Source organism: Streptomyces arenae (genome assembly GCF_022343545.1).
Classification (GTDB): domain Bacteria; phylum Actinomycetota; class Actinomycetes; order Streptomycetales; family Streptomycetaceae; genus Streptomyces; species Streptomyces humi.
The window spans coordinates 192015-211790 of the sequence record NZ_JAKQYH010000069.1; the positions used below are offsets into that span (position 1 = coordinate 192015).

Here is a 19776-nt window from a genome sequence, read left to right on the forward strand (position 1 = left end):
GTCAGGCGGCCGGGCCGAAGTAGTGGCCCTTGTCCAGGTCCTCCAGCAGGCCCGGGTGCGACGGCCGCCAGTCCAGCAGCTCCCGGGTGACCGTGCTGGAGGCCGGGCTGTCCAGGCCGATGAAGCCGCCGAGCCAGGTGAAGTGCCCGGCCGCGTCGGCCGGCGGCACCGAGACCACCGGCACGCCCAGCTGCCGGCCGATCACCTCGGCGACGTCACGGATCGCGACGCCCTCCTCGCCCGCTCCGTGCAGCACCGAACCCGCGGGTGCCTTCTCCACGGCCAGCCGGAACAGCCGTCCGACGTCCAGCCGGTGCGCGGCGGGCCAGCGGTTGGCGCCGTCGCCGACGTAGCCGGAGACGCCCCGCTCCCGGGCGATGCCGACCAGCGCCGCCATGAACCCGTTGTCCCCCTCGCCGTGGCAGGTCGGAGCGAGGCGCACCACGGCGGAACGCACCCCGCGGCCGGCCAGCTCCAGTGTCGCCAGGGCGGTGGCCTGCCGTACCGAGGTCGGTGAGCCGTCGACGGCGGGCACGTCCCGCTCGGTGACCACCCGGCCGGGCGCGAGGCCGAGCAGACCGGAGGCGATCACGAGGGGCCGGTCGGAACCGGCCAGCACCTCGCCGAACGCGTCCACGACACGGCGGTCCGCCTCGGCGGCCCCGCGGAAGTCGCCGCTGAAGGCGATGTCGTGCTTGAAGGCGAGGTGGACGACGCCGTCCGAGGCGGCGGCCGCCGTGCGCAGCACGTCCAGGTCGTCGACGGTGCCGCGGACGACCTCCGCGCCGGCACCGGTGAGCGCGGCGGCGGAGGCGTCCGAGCGGGCCAGCCCGGTCACCTGGTGCCCGGCGTCGAGCAGTTCGGGTACGACGGCGGAGCCGAGCCAGCCGGACGCACCGGTCACGAAAACACGCATGGGGAGACCCCTGACTGTTGATGACAGTGACTGACATCGAAGGTAGCACCTGATGTCAGTTACTGCCATCACGTAGGATTCCGCCATGGGCAGATGGGAGCCGAACGCGCGTCAGCGCCTGGCGGAAGCGGCGTTGCGGCTCTTCGGCGAGCAGGGGTACGAGCAGACGACCGTGGCGCAGATCGCGCGGCAGGCGGGCCTCACCGAACGCACCTTCTTCCGGCACTACGCCGACAAACGCGAGGTGCTCTTCGCGGGCTCCCCGCTCCAGGAGCTGTTCGTGACCGCCGTGACGGAGGCCGCGCCGGACACGGCACTGCTCGACGTGGTCGGCGCCGGACTCGACGCGGCTTCGGACATGTTCAAGGGCCGCCACGAGTACGCCCTGCGCCGGCAGGCCGTGGTGGACGCCCACCAGGAACTCCAGGAGCGCGAACTGATCAAGCTCGCCGCGCTGGCGACGGCCCTCGCCGGCGCCCTCCGTGACCGCGGGGTGCCGGAACCCACCGCGACCCTGACCGCGGAGACTGGGGTGGCCGTCTTCAAGGTCGGTTTCGAACGGTGGATCAGGGCGGCGGAGGAGACCGACATGGCTCCGCTCATGCGCGGCCTGCTGGACGAACTCGGCAGGGTGGCCGCGGGATCCTGACCGCCGCCGGGGCGGGCCGCCCCGCGTCCGTGCGGGGCCGGGCCCGGACCGGGGCGTCGGATCAGGCTCGGCTGTCGCGCAGGCGGACGAGTGCGGACTCGGTCAGCCTGACGGGTGCGTCGGCCGGGTCGACCAGGACCACCGTGCAGGACGCGGCACGGGCGAGCGCCGTGGTGAGACTGCCGTCGGCGAACTGGGCGAGCGGACCGCGCGGTGAACGTCCGACGGCGACGGCCCGGGCGTGCGCCTCGGCGGCATGACGGGCCAGTACCCGTCCGGCGGCGGCATGGTCGCCGACGCTGTCCAGGACCTGACCGGTGGCGGCGAACCCCTGCGCGGCGAGCCGGTCCAGATGGGCGGTCACGGCGGCCCTGGCCTCGGTGGCGCTCTCGGTGTCCGCCGCCTGCTCCTCCACGACGGCGGTCCGCTGGACGTGGACGACCTCGAGCGGACTGCCGGTGTCCCGGGCGAGCCGCGCGGCCGCGTCGACGATGGCGGCGGCCCGCTCGTGGTTCCCGACGGCCACCACGACCGGTCCCGCACCCGGCGCGAGCCGCCGGCCGACGGGCGTGAGGGTCGGGGCGACCGGCTCGCCGCCGCTGAGGCGGGACTCCGCCTCCCGCAGCAGCCGGTGCCCGCTCGCCAGCACGGGTATCGCGAGCAGGAAGGTGCCCGCGCCCAGGTAGAACGGCACGCTGAGGTCGGTGGCGTCGGCGAGCTTCCCGGCCACGTAAGGGGCCAGGCCGCCGCCGATGAACCGCAGGAAGCCGTACGCGGAGGAGGCGACGGGACGCTCCACCGGCGAGACCACCATCACCGCCTGCGTGGTGAGGGTGTTGTTGATGCCGATGAAGACACCGCTCACGATCACGGCGACGATGACCACCGTGGGCGTGTCGACCCCGGCGGCGATCACGGCCATCACCGCGCCGAGGCCGACGAGGTTGGCGTACAGCACGGGGGCGGTGCCGAAACGGGCCTGGAGGCGCGGTGCGAAGAACACGCTGAACGCGGCCACCAGCAGGCCCCATCCGGTGAAGACGAGACCCAGCTGATGGGCGTTCAGCTCCATCGGATAGGGCGCGTAGCCGAGCATGGTGAAGAAGCCCCAGTTGTACAGCAGGGCCATGATCCCCATGGTCAGCAGGCCGCGGTGGCGCAGCGCCGCGATCGGTGCCAGCGGCGAGGTGCGGCGCTCCGGCCTGGGCAGCGCGGGCACGAACGCCAGGGTGGCGACGAGGGCGACGGCCATCAGGACGGCGACGCCGAAGAACGGACCCCGCCAGCTGATGGCCCCCAACTCGCCGCCCAGCAGGGGGCCGACGGCTATGCCGAGGCCCAGGGCGGTCTCGTAGAGGATGATCGCGCCGGCGAAGCCGCCGCTCGCCGAGGCGACGATGACGGCCAGGGAGGTGGCGATGAACAGGGCGTTGCCCAGCCCCCACCCGGCCCGGAAACCGACGATGCCGTTGATCGAGCCCGAGGTGCCGGCGAGCGCCGCGAACACCACGATGACCGCGAGACCGGTGACGAGGGTGCGCTTGGCGCCGATCCGGCTGGAGACCCAGCCGACGATCAGCATGGCGACCGCCGTGACGATCAGGTAGCTGCTGAACAGCAGCGAGACCTGGCTGGGCGAGGCGTGCAGGCTCGTGGCCAGCGCGGGCAGGATCGGGTCCACGAGGCCGATGCCCATGAAGGAGATCACGCAGGCGAACGCCACGGCCCACACGGCCTTCGGCTGGCTGAACGGGCTCGCGGCCCTCTGGTGCGGTGTACTCATCGACGGTCCTCTCTCCGGATGCGGACGGACGGGACGGATGGCATGAGCGGGACGGCCGGCGTGGGTGGGGCGGACGGTGTGGGTGGGGCGGACGGGGCTACGCGGGGGAGCGGTCCCGGTACGGGGCCCGGTGGCGGCTCAGGCGCGGGTCCGGCGTTCCTCGATCGCGCGGGCGAGGGCGGGCAGGGCGACCCGTACTGCCTGCTGTTCGGGCTCGGTCAGTTCCTCGATCAGTTCCCGCAGCGCGTCCGCGCGTTCGGCGCGCCGCTGCCGGAAGACGTCGAGGCCGGTCGCGGTGATCTCCACGAGGACGCCGCGGCCGTCCGTGCTGTCGGCGGTGCGCGCCACCAGTCCCGCCCGTTCCAGCCGGCCCACCAGCTGGGTCGTCCCGGGCTGCGAGACGCCCTCGGCGCGGGCCAGGTCGGTCAGCCGCAGCGGGCCCTCCCGGCCCAGCCGGGCCAGCGCCGAGGAGGCCGCGGTGCTCAGGCCGCCGGCGGTGGCGCTGCGCCGTACATGCCGTACCAACTGCTCGACGGCGATCATCAGTTGTTCCGGCGTCCCGCTGGCGGGTGCCTCGCCGTCCGGTCCGCCGTCGGCCTGCCGTTCTTCCACCCGGTCGTCCATAACGGCATTATGCATCTAGATGTACTGTGAAACAAAGAGGGCGGGAGCTTCTCGAAGCGGGGCGCTCGCGGTGGCCGTCACAGGTCCACGCGGACTCCCGACCCCCGTGCCAGCGCCGCGTCGTACGCCACCCGGACCGCCGCGACGTCCAGGGCCGCGTGCCCGGTGGACTTGAAGACGGTGAGCGCCCGGGTGTCACCGCCCCGGCCCGGCCGGTCGCCGGCGAGGACGGAGCCGAGGAGGGTGACGTGCCGTCCGGGGGCCAGGTCCTGGAGTTCGTGGGCGCCGGCCGGCGGCGGCTCGGTGGCCGCGCCGGTCCACTCGGTGAACAGGGTGGCGTCCCGGACCGAGCCGCTGACCAGCTACAAGACCAAACCGCCCGTGGACCACGCCTGTTTCGCCGCGGGCGACGAGCCGCACCTGGCCGCCCTGTTCGCCGAGATGCGCCGCCGCGGTACGGTCCTGGACGCCACCGCCTCCATGTGGACCAGCGACGAACTCCGCGGCGACACCGCCGAGTCCGCCGAACGGGCCGCCCGCAACGCCGAGCTGGCCGCCGCCGTCACCGGCCAGGCGTACCGGGCCGGGGTGGACGTGTGCACGGGCACCGACCACGAGACCGACCCCGGCGACCCCTTCCCCGCCCTGTACGGCGAACTCGCCTTCCTCGTCGAGCGGTGCGGTGTCCCCGCCGCCGACGTGCTGCGCTCGGCCACCCTCGTCGGCGCCCGGGCCGCCGGCACCGAGGCGGACATGGGCAGCGTCGAGGCCGGGAAACTCGCCGACTTCGCGGTCCTGGACGAGAACCCCCTCCAGGACATCGGCAACCTGCGCAGCATCACCCTCACCGTCAGACGCGGACGCCCTCACGCCCGCGCCGAGTTCGACAAGGACGCCCGGCGATGAGAGGAGCGCGAAAGGTCTTCGGCCGGAACGTCCTCGACTACGCCGACCGGGTCTGGAGGGACTGACGGGCCGCGCCGGAGCGGGCCCCGGGCGCCCGCCGGTCCCAGGCGCCCGCCGGTCCCAGGCGCCTGCCGGTCTCAGGCGCCTGCCGGTCTCGGATGGCCGCCGTTCTCAGGTGCCCGCCGGTTCCGGGTCGCGGGCCTCCCGTCGCGTGCGCGCGGCCGGTGTGGCGAAGGCGGCCGCCAGCACCAGCACGAGCACCGGGATCAGCGCGTGCCGCAGCCCGAAGTGCTCACCGAGGTAGCCGAGCGAGGGCGGGCCCACCAGGAAGGCGACATAGCCGACGGTCGCGGCGAGCGCGACACGGGCGGCGGTGTCGGTGCCGGAGTCACCCGCCGCGGAGAGCGCGACGGGAAACCCGAGCGACGCCCCGAGACCCCACAGCACTGCGGCGGCCGCCGCGACCGCCTGGTTGTCGACGAAGATCACCAGGGCCAGTCCGGCGGCCCCGACGAGCGCGCTCCCGCACAGCGCCGCCGCCCGCCCGAACCGGTCGACGAACCGCCCGCCCACGAAGCGGCCCACGGTCATCGCGGCGGCGAACACCGCGTACACGGCCGAGCCCAGCGCGGCGTCGAAACCGTGCCCGTCCACCATGACCAGCGGCAGCCAGTCGTTCGCGGTGCCCTCGGCCAGGGCGAGCGCGAGGATGACACAGCCGATGAGCAGCAGCGCGGGATCCTTCCACACCGCGGGGCGCGCCGCGCCCGGTTCCCGGCGGCCGCCGGAAGACTGCCGGCCCACCTCGGCCGGGACCCGCCGGATGACCACGGCGAGCGCCCCGAGCACCACCGCGGCGACGACGAGCAGATGGACGAGGACCGGGAAGCCGACGGCTGTCAGACACATCCCGGCGACCGCGCCCAGCACCGTGCCCAGGCTGAAGAAGCCGTGCATCGCGGGCAGCGTGGACCGGCCGAGCAGCCGCTCCACCTCGGCGCCCTCGACGTTGAGGGCGACCTCGCCGCCGCCCATGCCGAGGCCGAACAGTGCGAGGCCCAGCGCGACGGTGATCCCCGAACCGGCGGCGGCCCCGGCCCCGACCACCACGGCACCGGCGGCCACGGCCGACGTGCCGGCGAGGATCACGAGCCGGGCGCCCCAGCGGGCCACGACCGTGCCCGAGCACAGGATGCCGATCATCGAGCCGACCGAGAGCCCGAACAGGATCAGGCCCATCTGCGCGGTCGAGGCGCCGAGCAGGTCGCGCACGTCCGGGGTGCGGGTGACCCAGGAGGAGATGGTCAGTCCTGGCGCGAAGAACAGGACGAAGACGGCGGTGCGGCGCCGGGCGGGATCAAGGGACATGGGCGGTGGCTCCAGCTGGATCGTACTCAAGTCTGTACGAACGTACACACTCGTCTGTGCACCGTACACACTCGTCTGTACGTCTGTACACACTCCGGGGGAGGCAACCCATGGCACATTGAGGGCGTGAGCGGTACACGACGAGAGATCCCGAACGATCCCGGACGCAAGGAGCGGATTCTCGATGCGGCCCTGGACGTGATCTCCGAGTGCGGTGTGCACAGCACCACCCACCGGAAGATCGCGGCGCGGGCGGACGTCCCGCTGGGCTCGCTCACCTACTACTTCGACGGCATGGCCGACCTGCTCGCCCAGGCCTTCGCCCGGCTGTCGGACACCATGTCCCGGCTCTACCGGCAGACGCTGCAGTCCGCCGGCTCCCCCGCCGAGGCGGAGGCCGCCGTCGTCGAGCTGATCTGCGGTCCGGCCTACGCGACGGAACGCGACATGACCCTCATCTTCGAGATGTACGCCTACGCCAACCACAACGAGGCGGTCTCGGTCACGACCCGCACCTGGCTCGAACGCAGCAGGGACAGTCTCGCCCTGCACTTCTCACCCGGCGTGTCCCGCGCCCTCGACGCGCTGATCGAGGGCTGGCCGATGCACCGCGCCTTCGCCGACGCCCCCCTGGACCGACGCCTGGTCACCGAGACCGTCCACGCCATCGTCACGGCCGGACCCCGCCTCTCCACGGACCGCGCCTGAACCCGTGACCGGGTCCCCGGCGCGCGGGCTGCCCGAAAGGATGAACGTCCCGGTCGGACGGCGTGTCGCGGTCCGCGCGCCTGGCACCCTGCAACGCGCCGGGGCATATGCGGAGAGCGCGGAGACCAGGGGGCGGATGTGGCACGAGGGCATGAGCGGACCCCGTTACGGCACCGGGCGCGGTACCTGTTCGACAGGACGCTCGCCCGCAGCACGGGCACTCTGCTCGGCTGGCTCGCCGTGTGCTGCCTGGCGGTCGTCGTGCCCGTCAGCACGCTGCTGGTGTGGACGGACCCGGCCGCCCCGCGCTCCTTCTCCGGCCGGCTCACCCAGGTGTGGCGCACCAGCGCGGAGACGCTGCGGCTCGGCGCGGTGGCCGGCACCCCGGCGCGGATGCTGCTGTCCGTCCTGCTCGGCCTCATCGCCCTGCTGTGCGTGTCGACGGTCGTCGGAGTCGTCACCACCGGCCTCGGCGACCGGCTCGCCGAACTCCGGCGCGGCCGCTCGCGGGTCCTGGAACGCGATCACGACGTGGTGCTCGGCTGGACCGACCAGATCTTCACCGTGGTCGCCGAACTGACCGAAGGACGCGCCGGAGCCGGCGGATCCGCGGGCGGCCGGTCCGGCGGCGGCCGGCACGTCGTCACCGTGCTCGCCGACCGTGACCCCGCGCACATGGAGGCCGCGCTCACGGCCGCCCTGGGCGGCACCGACCGTGTCCGTCTCGTCTGCCGCACCGGCGTGCCCACCGATCCCGACGCGCTGGCCCTGGTCACCCCGGGCGCGGCCAGGGCGGTGGTGGTGCTGCCCGCCGACGAGCCCGACGGCGATCTCACCGTCGTACGCACCCTGTTGGCGCTGCGCGCCCTGCCCGGTGCCGACGACGGGCCGGGCGCCCCACGCGTGATCGCCGCCGTGCACGACGGCCGGTACCTGCCCGCCGCACGGCTCGCCGCCGGACCGCGCGGCACCGTCCTGGAGACCGACCGGACCGCGGCACGGCTCCTCGTCCAGGCGGCGCGGCGCCCCGGGATGCCGGCTGCGCTGCGCGACCTGCTCGACTTCTCCGGAGCCGAGTTCCACGTGACCGACGTCCCGGAGGCGGTGGGACTCTCCTTCGAGGAGGTGGCCCTGCGCCTGGACACGTCCTGCGTCGTCGGCGTCCTGCGCCCGGACGGCCGTCCGCTGCTCACCCCCGCGCCGCACACCGTGCTGGGGCCGGGCGACCGGCTGGTCACCGTCGCCCACGACGACCGGACCACCCCCCTCACGGACCGCTGGGCGCGCGTCGACACCGCGGCCCTGGCCCCGCCCGCGCCCCTCCCCGAGCCGCCCGCACGGCTGCTGCTGCTCGGCTGGAACCGCCGGGCCCCGCTGATCGTGGACGCCCTGCGCAGGACCGCGCGGCCCGGCTCGGTCCTCGACGTGATCACCGACACGGCGCCCGACCCCGCGGGCCACGGCTCGCCCCGGTCACCCGGCCCGCCCCATGACGCACGGCTCACCGTCACCCACCACGTCCGCGACCTGGCCGCTCCCGAGGCCCTGAACGACCTCGACCTCGCCGCCTACGACAGTGTCATCGCCCTGGGCGCGGACCGTACGGACCAGGGGACGGGCTCCGAACGGTCCGACGAGCGGACCCTGCTGGCCCTGCTGACCCTGCGCTCCTGGGAGGAACTGACCGGCCGGGTGCTGCCCGTGGTGGCCGAGCTGCGCGACCACCGGGGCCGTACCGTCGCTCCGCTCGGTCCCGCCTCCCACGCCGTCGTCCGGGGTGAACTCACCGCCCTGCTGATGGCGCAGATCGCGCAGAACCCCGAACTCGCCGCCGTCTTCGAGGAGATCTTCGCCGTCCGCGGCGGGGCACTGGCCCTGCGGCCGGCCGCCCACTACGTACTGCCCGGCCACGAGGCCGCGTTCGCCACGGTCGTCGCGGCGGCGCTGGAGCGCGGCGAGTGTGCGATCGGCTACCACGCCCACGACCCGCGGGCGGCCCGCCCGTACGACGGCGTCCTGCTCTGCCCCGGCAAGGCGGAACGGCGCGTGTGGCGAACCGAGGACCGGATCCTCGTGCTGACGGCGGGCCCCGGCCACGAAGCCGACCTCCTGCCAGCCCAGAGACCCGGCCAGATCCCCGGAAGCACTGCCGGTCCGCAGATCCGCGGTGAGGGCCGTGGTGAACGGCCGGCATGAGGAGCCGTCATGAGGGGGCCGGCATGAGGGAGTGATCGGATGCGGTAGTATTGATCACGAGCTGGTCGCCGTGAAGTCCCGGCGCCCGGTGTCGCGTTGGTGGTCCAAGGAAAGACGCCCCGCTTCCTGCGGGGAGATGCAGGTGCAAGGCCTGCCCGGCGCTCCGCGAAAGGGCCCGTCCGCAACCGGACGGGCCCTTTGCGTTGCCGACGTGGGCGGTCCGCCGCGGTCGCTCTCAGAGCGCCGCCAGCCACGCCGCGGTCTCCGCCGGCCGGCTGAAGCGGTGGGTGTCCAGCGGCGCGAAGCGCGGGTCCCGGGTGCGCCGCGCGATCTCCTCGCGACGGCCCGCGTGCTGGGCCCAGGACCACCACACCGGGTGCTCCCGGCTCAGCCATCCACCCCAGGTCTCCCTGTTGCCGCCGAACAGCACCTCCCGCCGGGCGGAGCGCCGCAGGGACCGGCGCACCACCCGGGGCATGACGACGTGCCGGGGATAGTCCAGCCACACCACCGCGTCGGCCCGCGCCCACAGCAGATCGCGGACCTCCGGATAGCCGAGCGAGTCCACGATCCAGCGTGGCCGGGCGCTGAACCGCGACACCTCCTCGGCGAAGGAGCCGTTGACCGCCCAGCCGGGGCCGTCGAAGTACAGTGCGTCCAGCTCGTGGTACGGCAGGCCCAGCCGGCCGCTCAGGGCCCGCGCGAGCGCCGACTTGCCCGCGCCGGTCACACCCACCACCAGGATCCGTTCCACGAGCGATCACCCTATCCGGGGTCAGGCCACCGCCCGCTGGACGTAGGGGACCAGCCGGACCGGGCCGAGCAGACCGTACGCCTGGCGTGCCGCCGCCCCGAACACGGCCGGGTTGCTGACCCGCAGCCGGTTGAACAGGGGGGTGGCGACCTCCACCTCGACCGTGTTGGCGCCGGGGCGGAGCGAACCGCCCAGGTCCACCTCGGGGTTGAGGCGGTCCACGGGGTCGAGTCGGGTGCCGTTCACGGTGACCCGGCAGGTGTCGGCGACACTGCCGAGCCGCAGTACGGCACCCGTCGACGCGCTCCAGGTCTCCGGCAGGGTCACGGTCGTCCGGTAGCGGCCGATGCCGCCGACGTCGGCCAGTTCCGGGATCTGCGACCAGGGCAGCAGCGCGTCGAGGGCGAGGGTGTGGCCCACGACTTCGGTGCTGGTGGCGTCGGCGCCGGGCCGCCAGTCGTCGACGGTGAGGGTCCACCGGTCGAGGGTGACGGGCGCGGGCACCTCGGGGATCCTCGTGGTCACCGTGCGGCCGTTCGACAGGGTGGTGGCGTACGTGCCGGCCGTCGCCGCGCGCACGGCGAGCGAACCCTCCGCGAAGAGCACGCTGTCCGCCTCGGACGACACCGCGTGCGGACGTGCTCCGGTACGGTCCCCGAAGGCGGCGGGCCGTGCCAGCGCGACGATGAGCGTCTCACCGGGCTGGAGCGCCACCCGGAACGTGAACGCGTCGCCGTCCTGGCTGTACCGGGCGAGCCGCGTGATCCGTCCGCTCCAGGGATCCAGCAGGTAGGGGACCGTACCGGCGCCCGAGCGCCGGGTGCAGCGCACGGTCACGTCGTGGTCGACGGCGGCCACCGGCGGCTTGACGGTCTCGGCGTGCTTGCCGTCGCAGAAGTAGTAGAAGTCGGCGTCGTCGGTCGCCCGGTGTGCGTTGAGGAGGGTCGAGGACGCACCGTAGGCGACGTCGGGTGTCACGCCGAGGTCCGCGAACGCCGCGCCGACCAGGGTCTTGTCGGTGACCTGGCGGACGTTCGGCAGCGCCAGCAACTGGGCGGTGAGGGCGCGCAGTTCGGCGGTCTCGCCGGTGTCGGGGAGACCCGGGGTGAGGGCCTGGTCGAAGGCGCCGAACAGTACGGTGGGCAGCCCGGCGCGGGCGAACGCGAGCAGCCTGCGGGCGTCGGCCACGGCCAGCGTCGGGGTGGAACCGTAGAAGAAGTCGCCTTCGAGGAACAGCGCCTTGTAGGCGGGCCCGTCGGGCGCGAGCCGGCCCCCGGACACCGTGGCCGAGGGCAGGTCCAGGAGCGGCCCGCTGAGGAACTGGTGGGTCCAGCCCAGCGGGACACCGGTCGAGGTCAGCCAGGACGCGCCGATGCCGGTCGCGGTGTAGCCGGTCTGCCGGAAGACGGCGACGTCGGCGCGGACGGTGCCGGACTGGAGGACCTGGTGCACCCGGCCGAGATACCCGGCGATGTCCGGGACGTGCCGCCAGGTGGGCTGTCGCGGTCCCCACGACTCGCCGTACCCGACCGCACCGTTGTAGGGGCTGAACGCGGCGAAACCGGGCCAGGCGACGCCCGGCGCGGTCGCGTAGGAGAAGCCGTGGAGCACGGTCTGGTTGACGCCCGCCGCGTACGCGCCGCCCATGGTGCGCAGGAACTTGTCCCAGGTCGTGTTGTACGCGCCGCCCGCGTAGGCGCCCGCCTCGCAGGACAGGACGCGGTGTCCCGCCATGTCACGGCCGCCGGCCAGGCAGCGGTAGTCGTCCAGGTTCTTGAAGCCGAGCGACTCGCCCTCCGGGACGTCGAGGACGGCCGCCGACGCGATGGCGTCGGTCTGGAGGCCGTACGGCTGTGAGCGGAGCTTCATGCCGTGCCCGTGCGCCCAGTCCCGCAGCGCCTTGAGATGGTGCTCGTTGAACAGGTTCGACACGGTCTCCCAGAAGTCGTGCCGGATCTCCTGGGTCAGCCGTGCCTCGAAGGCGAAGATCTGGTTGCCGTTGTCGAGGACGACGGCCGGCAGGTACGGCAGCAGGTCGCGCCCGGTGTGCGCGCGGAACGCGTCCGGGAGCGCGGGCGTCCACTGCAGCCCCTTCGTCTCCAGTTCGACGGAGTCCTCGAAGAAGGTGCCGCCCGCCGCCCGGAGCAGGCCGCGCAGGGTCGTGTCGAGGATCTCGCGGTCCCAGTAGCGGGTGACGGCCGCGGTGCCCGCCGCGCTGAAGTGGTCCACGACGTACGCGGCGGGGGAGGAGTGCGGTCCCGCCTCGGGCTGCTGGCCCGAACCCCGCTGCCAGTAGGAGAGGATCACCCAGGTCGCCGTGTCCGGCGGGGTCCACGCCAGCTTCCCCTCGGACACCTGGGCCGTGAGATCGGTGACGCTGTCGGCGTCGAGGCCGGTCGCCTTGCCGCTGGAGTAGGCGGTGTTGACGCGGGCGGCCTGTACCGCGAACAGCTTCTGGACCGTCACCGAGGAGGGGGCCGCGTAGACCGGGGCGGGCACCGGTCCGTCGTAGCCGGTGCCGCCCGTCAACGTGACCTTGCCGTAAGCGAGTTCCTTGACCGCAGCGTCGTCGTCCGGGGTGACGCCCGGGACGGCGACCGGCCAGCTCGGGCCGAGGGTGAGGTCGACGGTCAGTCCGCGCCGGGCCGCCTGGCGCAGCGCGGCCTTCACGCCGTCGCGCCAGGCGGCGCCTCCCCAGCCGTGGTGGGCGGTGTCCAGCACGGAGGTGTCGGTGATGCTGTGGTGCACGGCCGCGATCTCGGCGCCGCCGAAGCCGGCGTCGGCCATCTGGTCGATCTCCCGGACGATCTCGGCCGGGTCCACCAGTCCGTCCGGCCACCACCAGCGGAATCTCGGCCGGACGGCTCTCGCCGGTCCGCTGAACCAGTCCGCGGCGGACGCGGCTCCGGCGGCGACGGCACCGCCGGGGGCGGCGACGGCGCCCGCCGCCGGTCCGAGAGCGGCGAGCGCACCGGCAGACAGCCCGGCCGCGAGCACCGACCGACGGGTCACGCCGCCGCGCCGAGAGGAGGATTCGAGCATGGTTCAACCCCACGTGGTCCAAGGGTGGTCACGGACGAGCCATGGTGTGAATCGTTTCAATCACCATGGGCGCGGGAACCGTAATCCGGACCCTGAGGTGAGGTCAATAGTCACGACAACGATTCAATCGGGCGCCATGACTCGCGAGTTGCCCCGCGCGCCCTCTCCTGTACCTCCTGGTCCGCGCCCGCGGGTCCGGCCAGGCCGCTGCGGTCCGCGACGTTTCGGCCTGCTTCGAAAAGCTGGCGGCCCCTGCGGGCGGTACCTAGGTTCTTGCCCACCAGACCGACCGCCGGCGGGACGGGCCTCGTCACCGCGGCGACGAACAGGGGGAGACGAACCCATGCCCACGCGAACGATACGAAGCGGACTCCTCGCCGTACTGGCGACGGCCGGACTGCTCGCCGGCGCCTCCGAGGCGGCGGCCTACCAGCCGGAACCGGCGGCCCCGGCGGCAGCGGGTCAGGCTGCCTCGCTGGTCTACCTGAACACGGTGGTCGACCAGTGGAGCCACTGGACCCCCGACTGGCACAACGAGTCGCACGCCGGCACGTTGTACGCGGGCCAGAGCTACTTCTTCTGCTACACGTACGGCCTCACCTACTCGGGCAACGGCCACACGAGCTCGGTGTGGCTCCGCACGGACGACGACCTGGGCAACCGGAACGTGTATGTGAGCGACGTGAACCTCGACCCGTACGGCTTCAGGTACGACGTCAACCTGCTGCCCCACTGCTAGCCCGCTCGTCTCACATGGTGGTATCCGATTTCCGATAACCAAGACGGCTTGAGATCGTTTACATGGCTCGTACATGTAACGCCGTCCTGTCGCGAGGGGGGTGCGCGCTCCGTGCGGGTCCCACGACCGATCTGCACCTCGCGCGAAAGACCCAGCGATGCCCGCACCAGCCACCGGCCCCACCCCCCAGGCACCCGTCAATCCGCGGTCCCGGGTCCTGATGGCCAGCCTCATCGGCACCACCATCGAGTTCTACGACTTCTACATCTACGCGACCGCCGCGGTCCTGGTCTTCCCCTCCCTCTTCTTCCCGGCGGGCGACCCGACCACCGCCCTGCTGTCGTCGTTCGCGGTCTTCGGCGCCGCCATGGTGGCCCGCCCGGTCGGGGCCGTCTTCTTCGGCCACCTCGGAGACCGGCTCGGCCGCAAGAAGACGCTGGTGGCCTCGCTGCTGACGATGGGCGTCGCCACCTTCCTCATCGGGGTGCTGCCCACCTACGCGCAGGCAGGCTGGACCGCCACCGCGCTGCTCGTCGTCGCGCGGCTCGCCCAGGGCTTCGCGCTCGGCGGCGAGTGGAGCGGCGCGGCGCTGGTCGCCACCGAGAACGCCCCCACCGGCAAGCGCGCCCTGTACGGCACCTTCCCGCAGCTCGGCGCGCCGCTCGGCTTCATCGTCGGCAACGGCCTGTTCCTCGTGATGGGCGCCCTGCTGCCGTCCACGGCCGGATCCGACCCCACCCAGCCCTCCCAGGCCTTCACCGACTGGGGCTGGCGCATCCCGTTCCTGTTCTCCGCCGTGATGGTCGCCATCGGCCTGTGGGTGCGCTCCCGGCTCGTGGAGTCGACCGTGTTCGCCAGGACGCGTGAGGCCGGGAAGGTGCGGAAACTGCCGCTGGCGACCGTGGTCCGGGGCCACTGGAAGCAGCTGATCCTCGGCACCTTCATCATGCTGGCGACCTACGTGCTGTTCTACCTGATGACCACGTTCTCGCTGAGCTACGGCCGCACCGCCAAGGACGCGGCCGTGCCCGGACTGGGCTACGGCTACACGACGTTCGTCCTGATGATGATCTTCGGTGTGCTGTTCTTCGCCGTGTTCACCCTCGTCTCCGGCCCGCTCGCCGACCGGTACGGCCGGCGCACCACCCTGATCTGGATCACGGCCGCGATCGTGGTGTTCGGGCTGCTCTGGGTGCCGCTGATAGGCCTGGGCACGCCCGGCGTCGTGCTGTGGCTGGTGTTCGGCTTCACCCTGATGGGCATGACCTTCGGGCCGATGGGCGCGCTGCTGCCCGAACTCTTCCCGACGAGCGTGCGCTACACCGGGTCCGGCGTCTCGTACAACGTCAGCTCGATCCTCGGTGCCGCCGTCGCCCCGTTCATCGCGGTCGCCCTCTGGAAGGCCGGCGACGGCTCGCCCTGGCTGGTCGGCGTCTACCTCTCCGCGATGGCCGTCCTGACCCTGGTCGCGCTGCTCCTCTCCAAGGAGACCAAGAACGTCTCCCTGGACGACGACCCCGACCTCGCCCCTGCCGCCGACCCCGCACCCGCCGGCGGTCCGGCGCAGGCCACGGCCCGGCACTGACCTCCCGTCAGGCCGCCTGGCCGCCGTGCAGCGCCGTGTAGGCGCCACCCCGGCGCAGCAGTTCCTCGTGCGTGCCGATCTCGCGGATCCGGCCCTCGTCCATCACCACGATGCGGTCCGCACCCCGCACGGTGGACAGCCGGTGGGCCACCACGAACGTCGTACGGCCGTGCAGCAGGCGGGCCAGCGCCTGCTGCACGAGCGCCTCGGAGCGGGTGTCGAGCGCCGAGGTGGCCTCGTCCAGCACCAGCACGCGCGGGTCCCGGATCAACGCCCGCGCGATGGCGAGGCGTTGCCGCTGGCCACCGGAGAGCCGGGCACCGCGCTCGCCGACCACGGTGTCCAGGCCGTGCGGCAACTGGTCCACGAACTCCAGGGCGTTGGCGTCCCGCAGAGCCGTCCGCACCGCCTCCTCGTCGGCCTCGTCCTCCATGCCGTAGGCGACGTTCTCCCGGACCGTGCCGTCGAAGAGGATCGACTCCTGCGGCACGACCGACACGAACCGCCGGTAGGTGCGCAGGTCGAGACCGCTCATGTCGGTGCCGTCCAGGAGCAGCCGCCCTGAGGTGGGACGGATGAACCCGATCACGAGGTTGAGCACGGTGGACTTGCCGGCCCCCGAGGCGCCCACCAGGGCGACCGTCTCGCCGGGGACCACGTCGAGGCTGAACTCCGCCACGGCCGGGCGTCCGCCGTCCTCGTAGCCGAAGCCGACCCGCTCGAAGGTGACCGCGCCACGGACGGCGGTGACCTGCTCCCGGCCCTCGTTGTCCTCCAGTTCGGGCGCCTGGAGCACCTCGCCCACCGAACGCACCGACTCCAGGCCCTTGGTGATGACCGGCGCCAGACTCGTCAGCGTCGTCGTGGAGTTGGTGAGCGTGGTCAGGAACGCACTGAGCATGACGACGTCGCCGGGCGTGACACCCCACACGCCGTAGTACGACACCAGCGCGGCGGCGGCCAGCACCGCGACGCCGATCACGTTCAGGACCACCCAGGCCAGCGAGCCGAAGCGGCCGTTGACCAGGTCCAGGCGCATCCCCGAGGTGAGCAGCCGGCTCAGGGTGCCGTCCATCCGGCGCAGCGCCTTGCCCTCCAGGCCGTGGGCGCGGGTGACCGGGATGAGCCGCGTCATCTCGGTCACCCGTGAGGACAGCGTCTCCACCTCGTGCCGGAAATGCTCGTTGTGGGTCCGCAGCCGCGCCCGCAGCCGGGCCACGAGGAGGGTCGCCGCGGGCACCACCACGAGGAAGACCGGCAGGAACTCCGGCGTGCGGACACCGATGATGACCAGGCCGCCGGCCAGCACCGTCAGGGCGCCCAGCCCCTGCTCGGCGGTCTGCTGGACCATCTGCTCGACCGTCTCGACGTCCCGTACGACCTTGGCCTGGAGCACGCCCGCGCTGACCCGGGAGTGGTAGCCGATGGACAGCTGCTGCATCCGCGTGCACAACGCCGAACGCAGCGTGGTGCCCATCCGGCGGACGCTGCCGTACAGGAGCCGTACGTACAGCACGTGCAGTGGGTAGTTGACCAGCAGGATCGCCATGATGACGGCGACGGACGTCCACAGCCGGGAGACCGGTCCGTGCTGGACGACCGTGTCCACGACGGACGCGGTGATCAGCGGCAGCAGCCAGATGGGACTGTGTTTGACGGTGAACACACCGACCGCGGCCGCCAGCTTGCGGCGGTCCGCGCGCAGCAGGTAGGCGAGGGTCCGGACGGGGTGTTCGCCCCGGTAGCGGTGGTCGAGCGGCCGTTCCGACGTCGACGCCATCGGTGGTCATCCTCCTGTGTTCCTGACTGCCCGGACGTGCCCTGCCCCTGCCCTGACCTGTAGCAACCGCTTTCTGCCGGTCCGCGGGCCACCGTACACCGTGCCGAGGCCGTCGGCCGATGCGTTTGTGGCCCGGGTGAGAGAAGGTAGGGAGGGGAGACGGGGGATTCGCCGTGTCGTCCGGAGAGGGGCAGCCATGTCAGGTTCAGAGGCCGAGGCCGAGCGGAAGATCCTCGGCCACATCACGGAAATGATCAACCAGGAGAAGGACCTGCGGGAACGGCTGGCGCGACAGGAGATCGACGAGCCGACCGAGCATGCCCGCCTGGCCGGCCTGGAGGCCGAACTGGACCAGTGCTGGGACCTGCTGCGGCAGCGCCGGGCCAGGGCCGACGCGGGGCAGGACCCCGGCGGGGCGAACGTCCGTCCGGCGTCCGAGGTGGAAGGCTACCTGTCCTGAGGACCGCGCCCGGCCGACAGGGGCTGGACCCGGGGCGCCCCCGGCGCCGATCGTGGGTGGCATGAACGATCACCCATCGGCACCGGCCGGCGCCGCCCGGCACACACCCGTGAGCGACGGCGCCTCGGCGGAGGAGTCGGCCGAGGTCCGCCGCTTCCGGGAGCGGCTCGGTCTCCCGGGACTGGTAGACGTCCACACGCACTTCATGCCCGAGCGGGTCCTGCACAAGGTCTGGAACTACTTCGACACCAACGGGCCGCTGATCGGCGGTCTCCGATGGCCGATCACCTACCGCAGGGCGGAGGCGGAACGGGCGGCCATTCTCCGGGAGTTCGGCGTCCGTGCCTTCACCTCGATGCTCTACCCGCACAAGCCCGGCATGGCCGCCTGGCTGAACGCGTGGGCGGCCGACTTCGCCCGCCGCACCCCAGACTGCCTGCACACCGCGACGCTGTTCCCCGAGCCCGGCGTCGAGACCTACGTCCGCGAGGCCGTCGAGGCGGGCGCCCGGGTGTTCAAGGCGCACGTCCAGGTGGGGGCGTACGACCCGGCCGACGAACTCCTCGACAAGACCTGGGGGTTGCTGGCCGACACCGGGACTCCCGTGGTCGTCCACTGCGGCTCGGGACCCGTTCCGGGCAGGCACACCGGACCCGGGCCGATCGCCCGGGTGCTGGCCCGGCACCCGCGGCTCCGGCTGATCGTCGCCCACCTCGGGATGCCCGAGTACGAGGAGTTCCTCGGCCTCGCCGAGCGGTACGAGCAGGTGCGGCTGGACACGACGATGGCGTTCACCGACTTCACCGAGGGGTTCATGCCGTTCCCGCGCCGGGCCCTGCCGAGGATCGCCGCGCTGGGCGACCGTGTCCTGCTCGGCACCGACTTCCCCAACATCCCCTATCCGTACGTGCACCAGCTGCACGCCCTGGAACGCCTCGACCTGGGGCCGGACTGGCTGCGCGCGGTGTGCCACGACAACGCGGCCCGGCTGTTCGGAATATGACCGGGCGCCGGCCGGTGGCGGTCAGGCCCGCGGAGGGGCGGGCGCGGCGACGACGATGACGCCCGCCTCCTGCTTCTCGAACAGGGCGACCAGTTCCATCAGGCCGGCCGGCCCGCCGGTGTGGTCGATCAGCACGACGGGCTGCTGGAAGCCGTCCCGCTCGGCGGGCACGAAGTCGGTGACGGCCGCACGGCTCACCAGCACGACCCGGTCGTCGTCGAAGGGGTCGCGGGGGAGTCCGTCGAGATGCGCCCGCAGATCGTCCCGGTAGGACGTCAGATCCTCGGCGAGGACGTCACGGTGGGCCAGCAGGGAGACCCGGAGCCGGTCGCCCGTCCGCTCGTAGCGGGCCGAGAGGTCCTCGGGCAGCAGGTGGAACACCCCCTCCTCGCCCTCGTGCCCCCGGTTCAGCAGGACGCAGACCATGCGCTCGGCCGGGTCGGCGGACGTGCGGTCGAGGTCCAGGACCACCTCTCGGGTGTCCGGGTCCAGCGAGGGGATCGAGCCGATCCAGATGCGGGCGGAGCCGTCCATGACGGGCATTCAAACACACCCCCACGGCCGGGCTCACGGGCCCGCGATCACGATCCGACGAAGGTCACCGTCTCCGCCAGACGGGCCCGCCCGGTGCGTACTCGGGGCGCCCCTTCCTGCTCGTACCCCACCGAGACCCCGCAGAGCAGCACCGGTCCGTCCCCGGCGCCGACCAGCCGGCCGACCGTCCTGCGGTACGTCGTCCACATCACCTGCGGGCAGCTGTGCAGCCCCTCCGCCCGCAGCAGCAGCATCACCGTCTGCAGGTACATCCCGGCGTCCGCCCACTGACCGGGGCCCAACGTCCGGTCGAGGTAGCAGAACAGCACGACCGGCGCCCCGAAGGCCCCCGCGTTCAGCGCGGCGATCCTCGCGGGCCGGTCCGGGTCGTCGCGGTCGATGCCCAGCGCCGCGTACCGCTGCGCGGCCGCGGCGGCGAACCGCTCGTGAAAGGGCGCGGTCAGCTCGGCCGGGTACATCGGGAACTCCCGTTCGTCGCCCGGGTCGCCCGCCAGCGCTCTCGCCGTCGCCCGCCGCTTCAGCTCGGCCAGCGGCTCCCCGGACACCACGTACACCTGCCAGGGCTGGAGGTTCCCGCTCGACGGCGCCCGCGTCGCCGCGGCCAGCACCCGTTCGAGAACGTCACGCGGCACCGGCCGGTCACTGAACGCCCGTACGGCCCGGCGGCTGTCCACCGCCTCGTACACATCCACGCCGCCCCGACCTTTC

The 19776-nt window shown here is 72.9% G+C and carries 18 protein-coding genes; 8 read left to right on the forward strand and 10 right to left on the reverse strand.

Going from position 1 to position 19776, the window contains the following annotated elements; genetic code table 11:
- Position 1: 1 nt before the first annotated feature.
- The gene (locus MB828_RS32505) at positions 2-916 is read right to left on the reverse strand and encodes an SDR family oxidoreductase (RefSeq protein WP_301651307.1); all 915 of its coding nucleotides are present in this window, start codon (positions 914-916) and stop codon (positions 2-4) included.
- 85 nt (positions 917-1001) lie between these two features.
- Here MB828_RS32505 and MB828_RS32510 point away from each other — a divergent pair, with 85 nt between their 5' ends.
- Complete coding sequence (locus MB828_RS32510) at positions 1002-1565, forward strand: TetR/AcrR family transcriptional regulator (protein WP_301651308.1); 564 nt, start codon at positions 1002-1004, stop codon at positions 1563-1565.
- A gap of 61 nt (positions 1566-1626) precedes the next feature.
- On the opposite strand, the gene MB828_RS32515 is transcribed toward MB828_RS32510, so the two are convergent.
- From MB828_RS32515 to MB828_RS32525, 3 genes are all read right to left on the reverse strand, one after another.
- The gene (locus MB828_RS32515; RefSeq protein ID WP_301651309.1) at positions 1627-3348 is read right to left on the reverse strand and encodes an MFS transporter; all 1722 of its coding nucleotides are present in this window, start codon (positions 3346-3348) and stop codon (positions 1627-1629) included.
- 138 nt (positions 3349-3486) lie between these two features.
- Positions 3487-3987 carry a MarR family winged helix-turn-helix transcriptional regulator gene (locus MB828_RS32520; RefSeq protein ID WP_430381457.1) on the reverse strand — a complete coding sequence of 167 codons (501 nt, stop codon included), beginning with the start codon at positions 3985-3987 and terminating at the stop codon, positions 3487-3489.
- A 62-nt stretch (positions 3988-4049) separates the two neighbouring features.
- A complete protein-coding gene (locus MB828_RS32525; protein WP_343236221.1) occupies positions 4050-4334 on the reverse strand; it encodes a hypothetical protein in 285 nt (94 codons plus the stop codon).
- Here MB828_RS32525 and MB828_RS32530 point away from each other — a divergent pair.
- Positions 4216-4878: an amidohydrolase family protein gene (locus tag MB828_RS32530; RefSeq protein WP_301651310.1), complete on the forward strand. Its 663-nt coding sequence runs from the start codon at positions 4216-4218 to the stop codon at positions 4876-4878. The genes MB828_RS32525 and MB828_RS32530 overlap by 119 nt on opposite strands.
- 171 nt (positions 4879-5049) lie before the next feature.
- On the opposite strand, the gene MB828_RS32535 is transcribed toward MB828_RS32530, so the two are convergent.
- On the reverse strand, positions 5050-6246 hold the full coding sequence (locus tag MB828_RS32535) for an MFS transporter (protein WP_301651311.1): 1197 nt from the start codon (positions 6244-6246) through the stop codon (positions 5050-5052).
- A 126-nt stretch (positions 6247-6372) separates the two neighbouring features.
- Here MB828_RS32535 and MB828_RS32540 point away from each other — a divergent pair, with 126 nt between their 5' ends.
- Both MB828_RS32540 and MB828_RS32545 read left to right on the forward strand, forming a co-directional pair.
- Entirely contained in the window at positions 6373-6954 is a 582-nt protein-coding gene (locus MB828_RS32540; protein WP_133024129.1) for a TetR/AcrR family transcriptional regulator, read from the forward strand.
- A 138-nt stretch (positions 6955-7092) separates the two neighbouring features.
- Positions 7093-9150 (forward strand): CASTOR/POLLUX-related putative ion channel, encoded by a 2058-nt coding sequence (locus MB828_RS32545; RefSeq protein ID WP_301651312.1) that lies wholly within the window; start codon positions 7093-7095, stop codon positions 9148-9150.
- Between the two features lie 235 nt (positions 9151-9385).
- On the opposite strand, the gene MB828_RS32550 is transcribed toward MB828_RS32545, so the two are convergent.
- Both MB828_RS32550 and MB828_RS32555 read right to left on the reverse strand, forming a co-directional pair.
- Positions 9386-9904 (reverse strand): adenylate kinase, encoded by a 519-nt coding sequence (locus MB828_RS32550; protein WP_301651313.1) that lies wholly within the window; start codon positions 9902-9904, stop codon positions 9386-9388.
- Positions 9905-9925: 21 nt separating this feature from the next.
- Entirely contained in the window at positions 9926-12946 is a 3021-nt protein-coding gene (locus tag MB828_RS32555; protein WP_301651314.1) for a glycosyl hydrolase, read from the reverse strand.
- A gap of 343 nt (positions 12947-13289) precedes the next feature.
- Here MB828_RS32555 and MB828_RS32560 point away from each other — a divergent pair, with 343 nt between their 5' ends.
- The gene (locus MB828_RS32560) at positions 13290-13685 is read left to right on the forward strand and encodes a hypothetical protein (RefSeq protein ID WP_301651315.1); all 396 of its coding nucleotides are present in this window, start codon (positions 13290-13292) and stop codon (positions 13683-13685) included.
- Between the two features lie 157 nt (positions 13686-13842).
- Positions 13843-15270 (forward strand): MFS transporter, encoded by a 1428-nt coding sequence (locus MB828_RS32565; RefSeq protein WP_301651316.1) that lies wholly within the window; start codon positions 13843-13845, stop codon positions 15268-15270.
- Between the two features lie 7 nt (positions 15271-15277).
- Here the strand turns inward: MB828_RS32565 and MB828_RS32570 are convergent, their stop codons facing one another.
- Positions 15278-17050 carry an ABC transporter ATP-binding protein gene (locus tag MB828_RS32570; RefSeq protein ID WP_301651317.1) on the reverse strand — a complete coding sequence of 591 codons (1773 nt, stop codon included), beginning with the start codon at positions 17048-17050 and terminating at the stop codon, positions 15278-15280.
- Between the two features lie 196 nt (positions 17051-17246).
- Here MB828_RS32570 and MB828_RS32575 point away from each other — a divergent pair, with 196 nt between their 5' ends.
- Positions 17247-17510: a DUF2630 family protein gene (locus MB828_RS32575; protein ID WP_301651318.1), complete on the forward strand. Its 264-nt coding sequence runs from the start codon at positions 17247-17249 to the stop codon at positions 17508-17510.
- 61 nt (positions 17511-17571) lie between these two features.
- Positions 17572-18513 (forward strand): amidohydrolase family protein, encoded by a 942-nt coding sequence (locus MB828_RS32580; protein ID WP_133024136.1) that lies wholly within the window; start codon positions 17572-17574, stop codon positions 18511-18513.
- 21 nt (positions 18514-18534) lie between these two features.
- Here the strand turns inward: MB828_RS32580 and MB828_RS32585 are convergent, their stop codons facing one another.
- Positions 18535-19056: a hypothetical protein gene (locus MB828_RS32585; RefSeq protein ID WP_301651319.1), complete on the reverse strand. Its 522-nt coding sequence runs from the start codon at positions 19054-19056 to the stop codon at positions 18535-18537.
- A 38-nt stretch (positions 19057-19094) separates the two neighbouring features.
- Complete coding sequence (locus MB828_RS32590; RefSeq protein WP_301651320.1) at positions 19095-19760, reverse strand: nitroreductase; 666 nt, start codon at positions 19758-19760, stop codon at positions 19095-19097.
- Between the last annotated feature and the right edge of the window lie 16 nt (positions 19761-19776).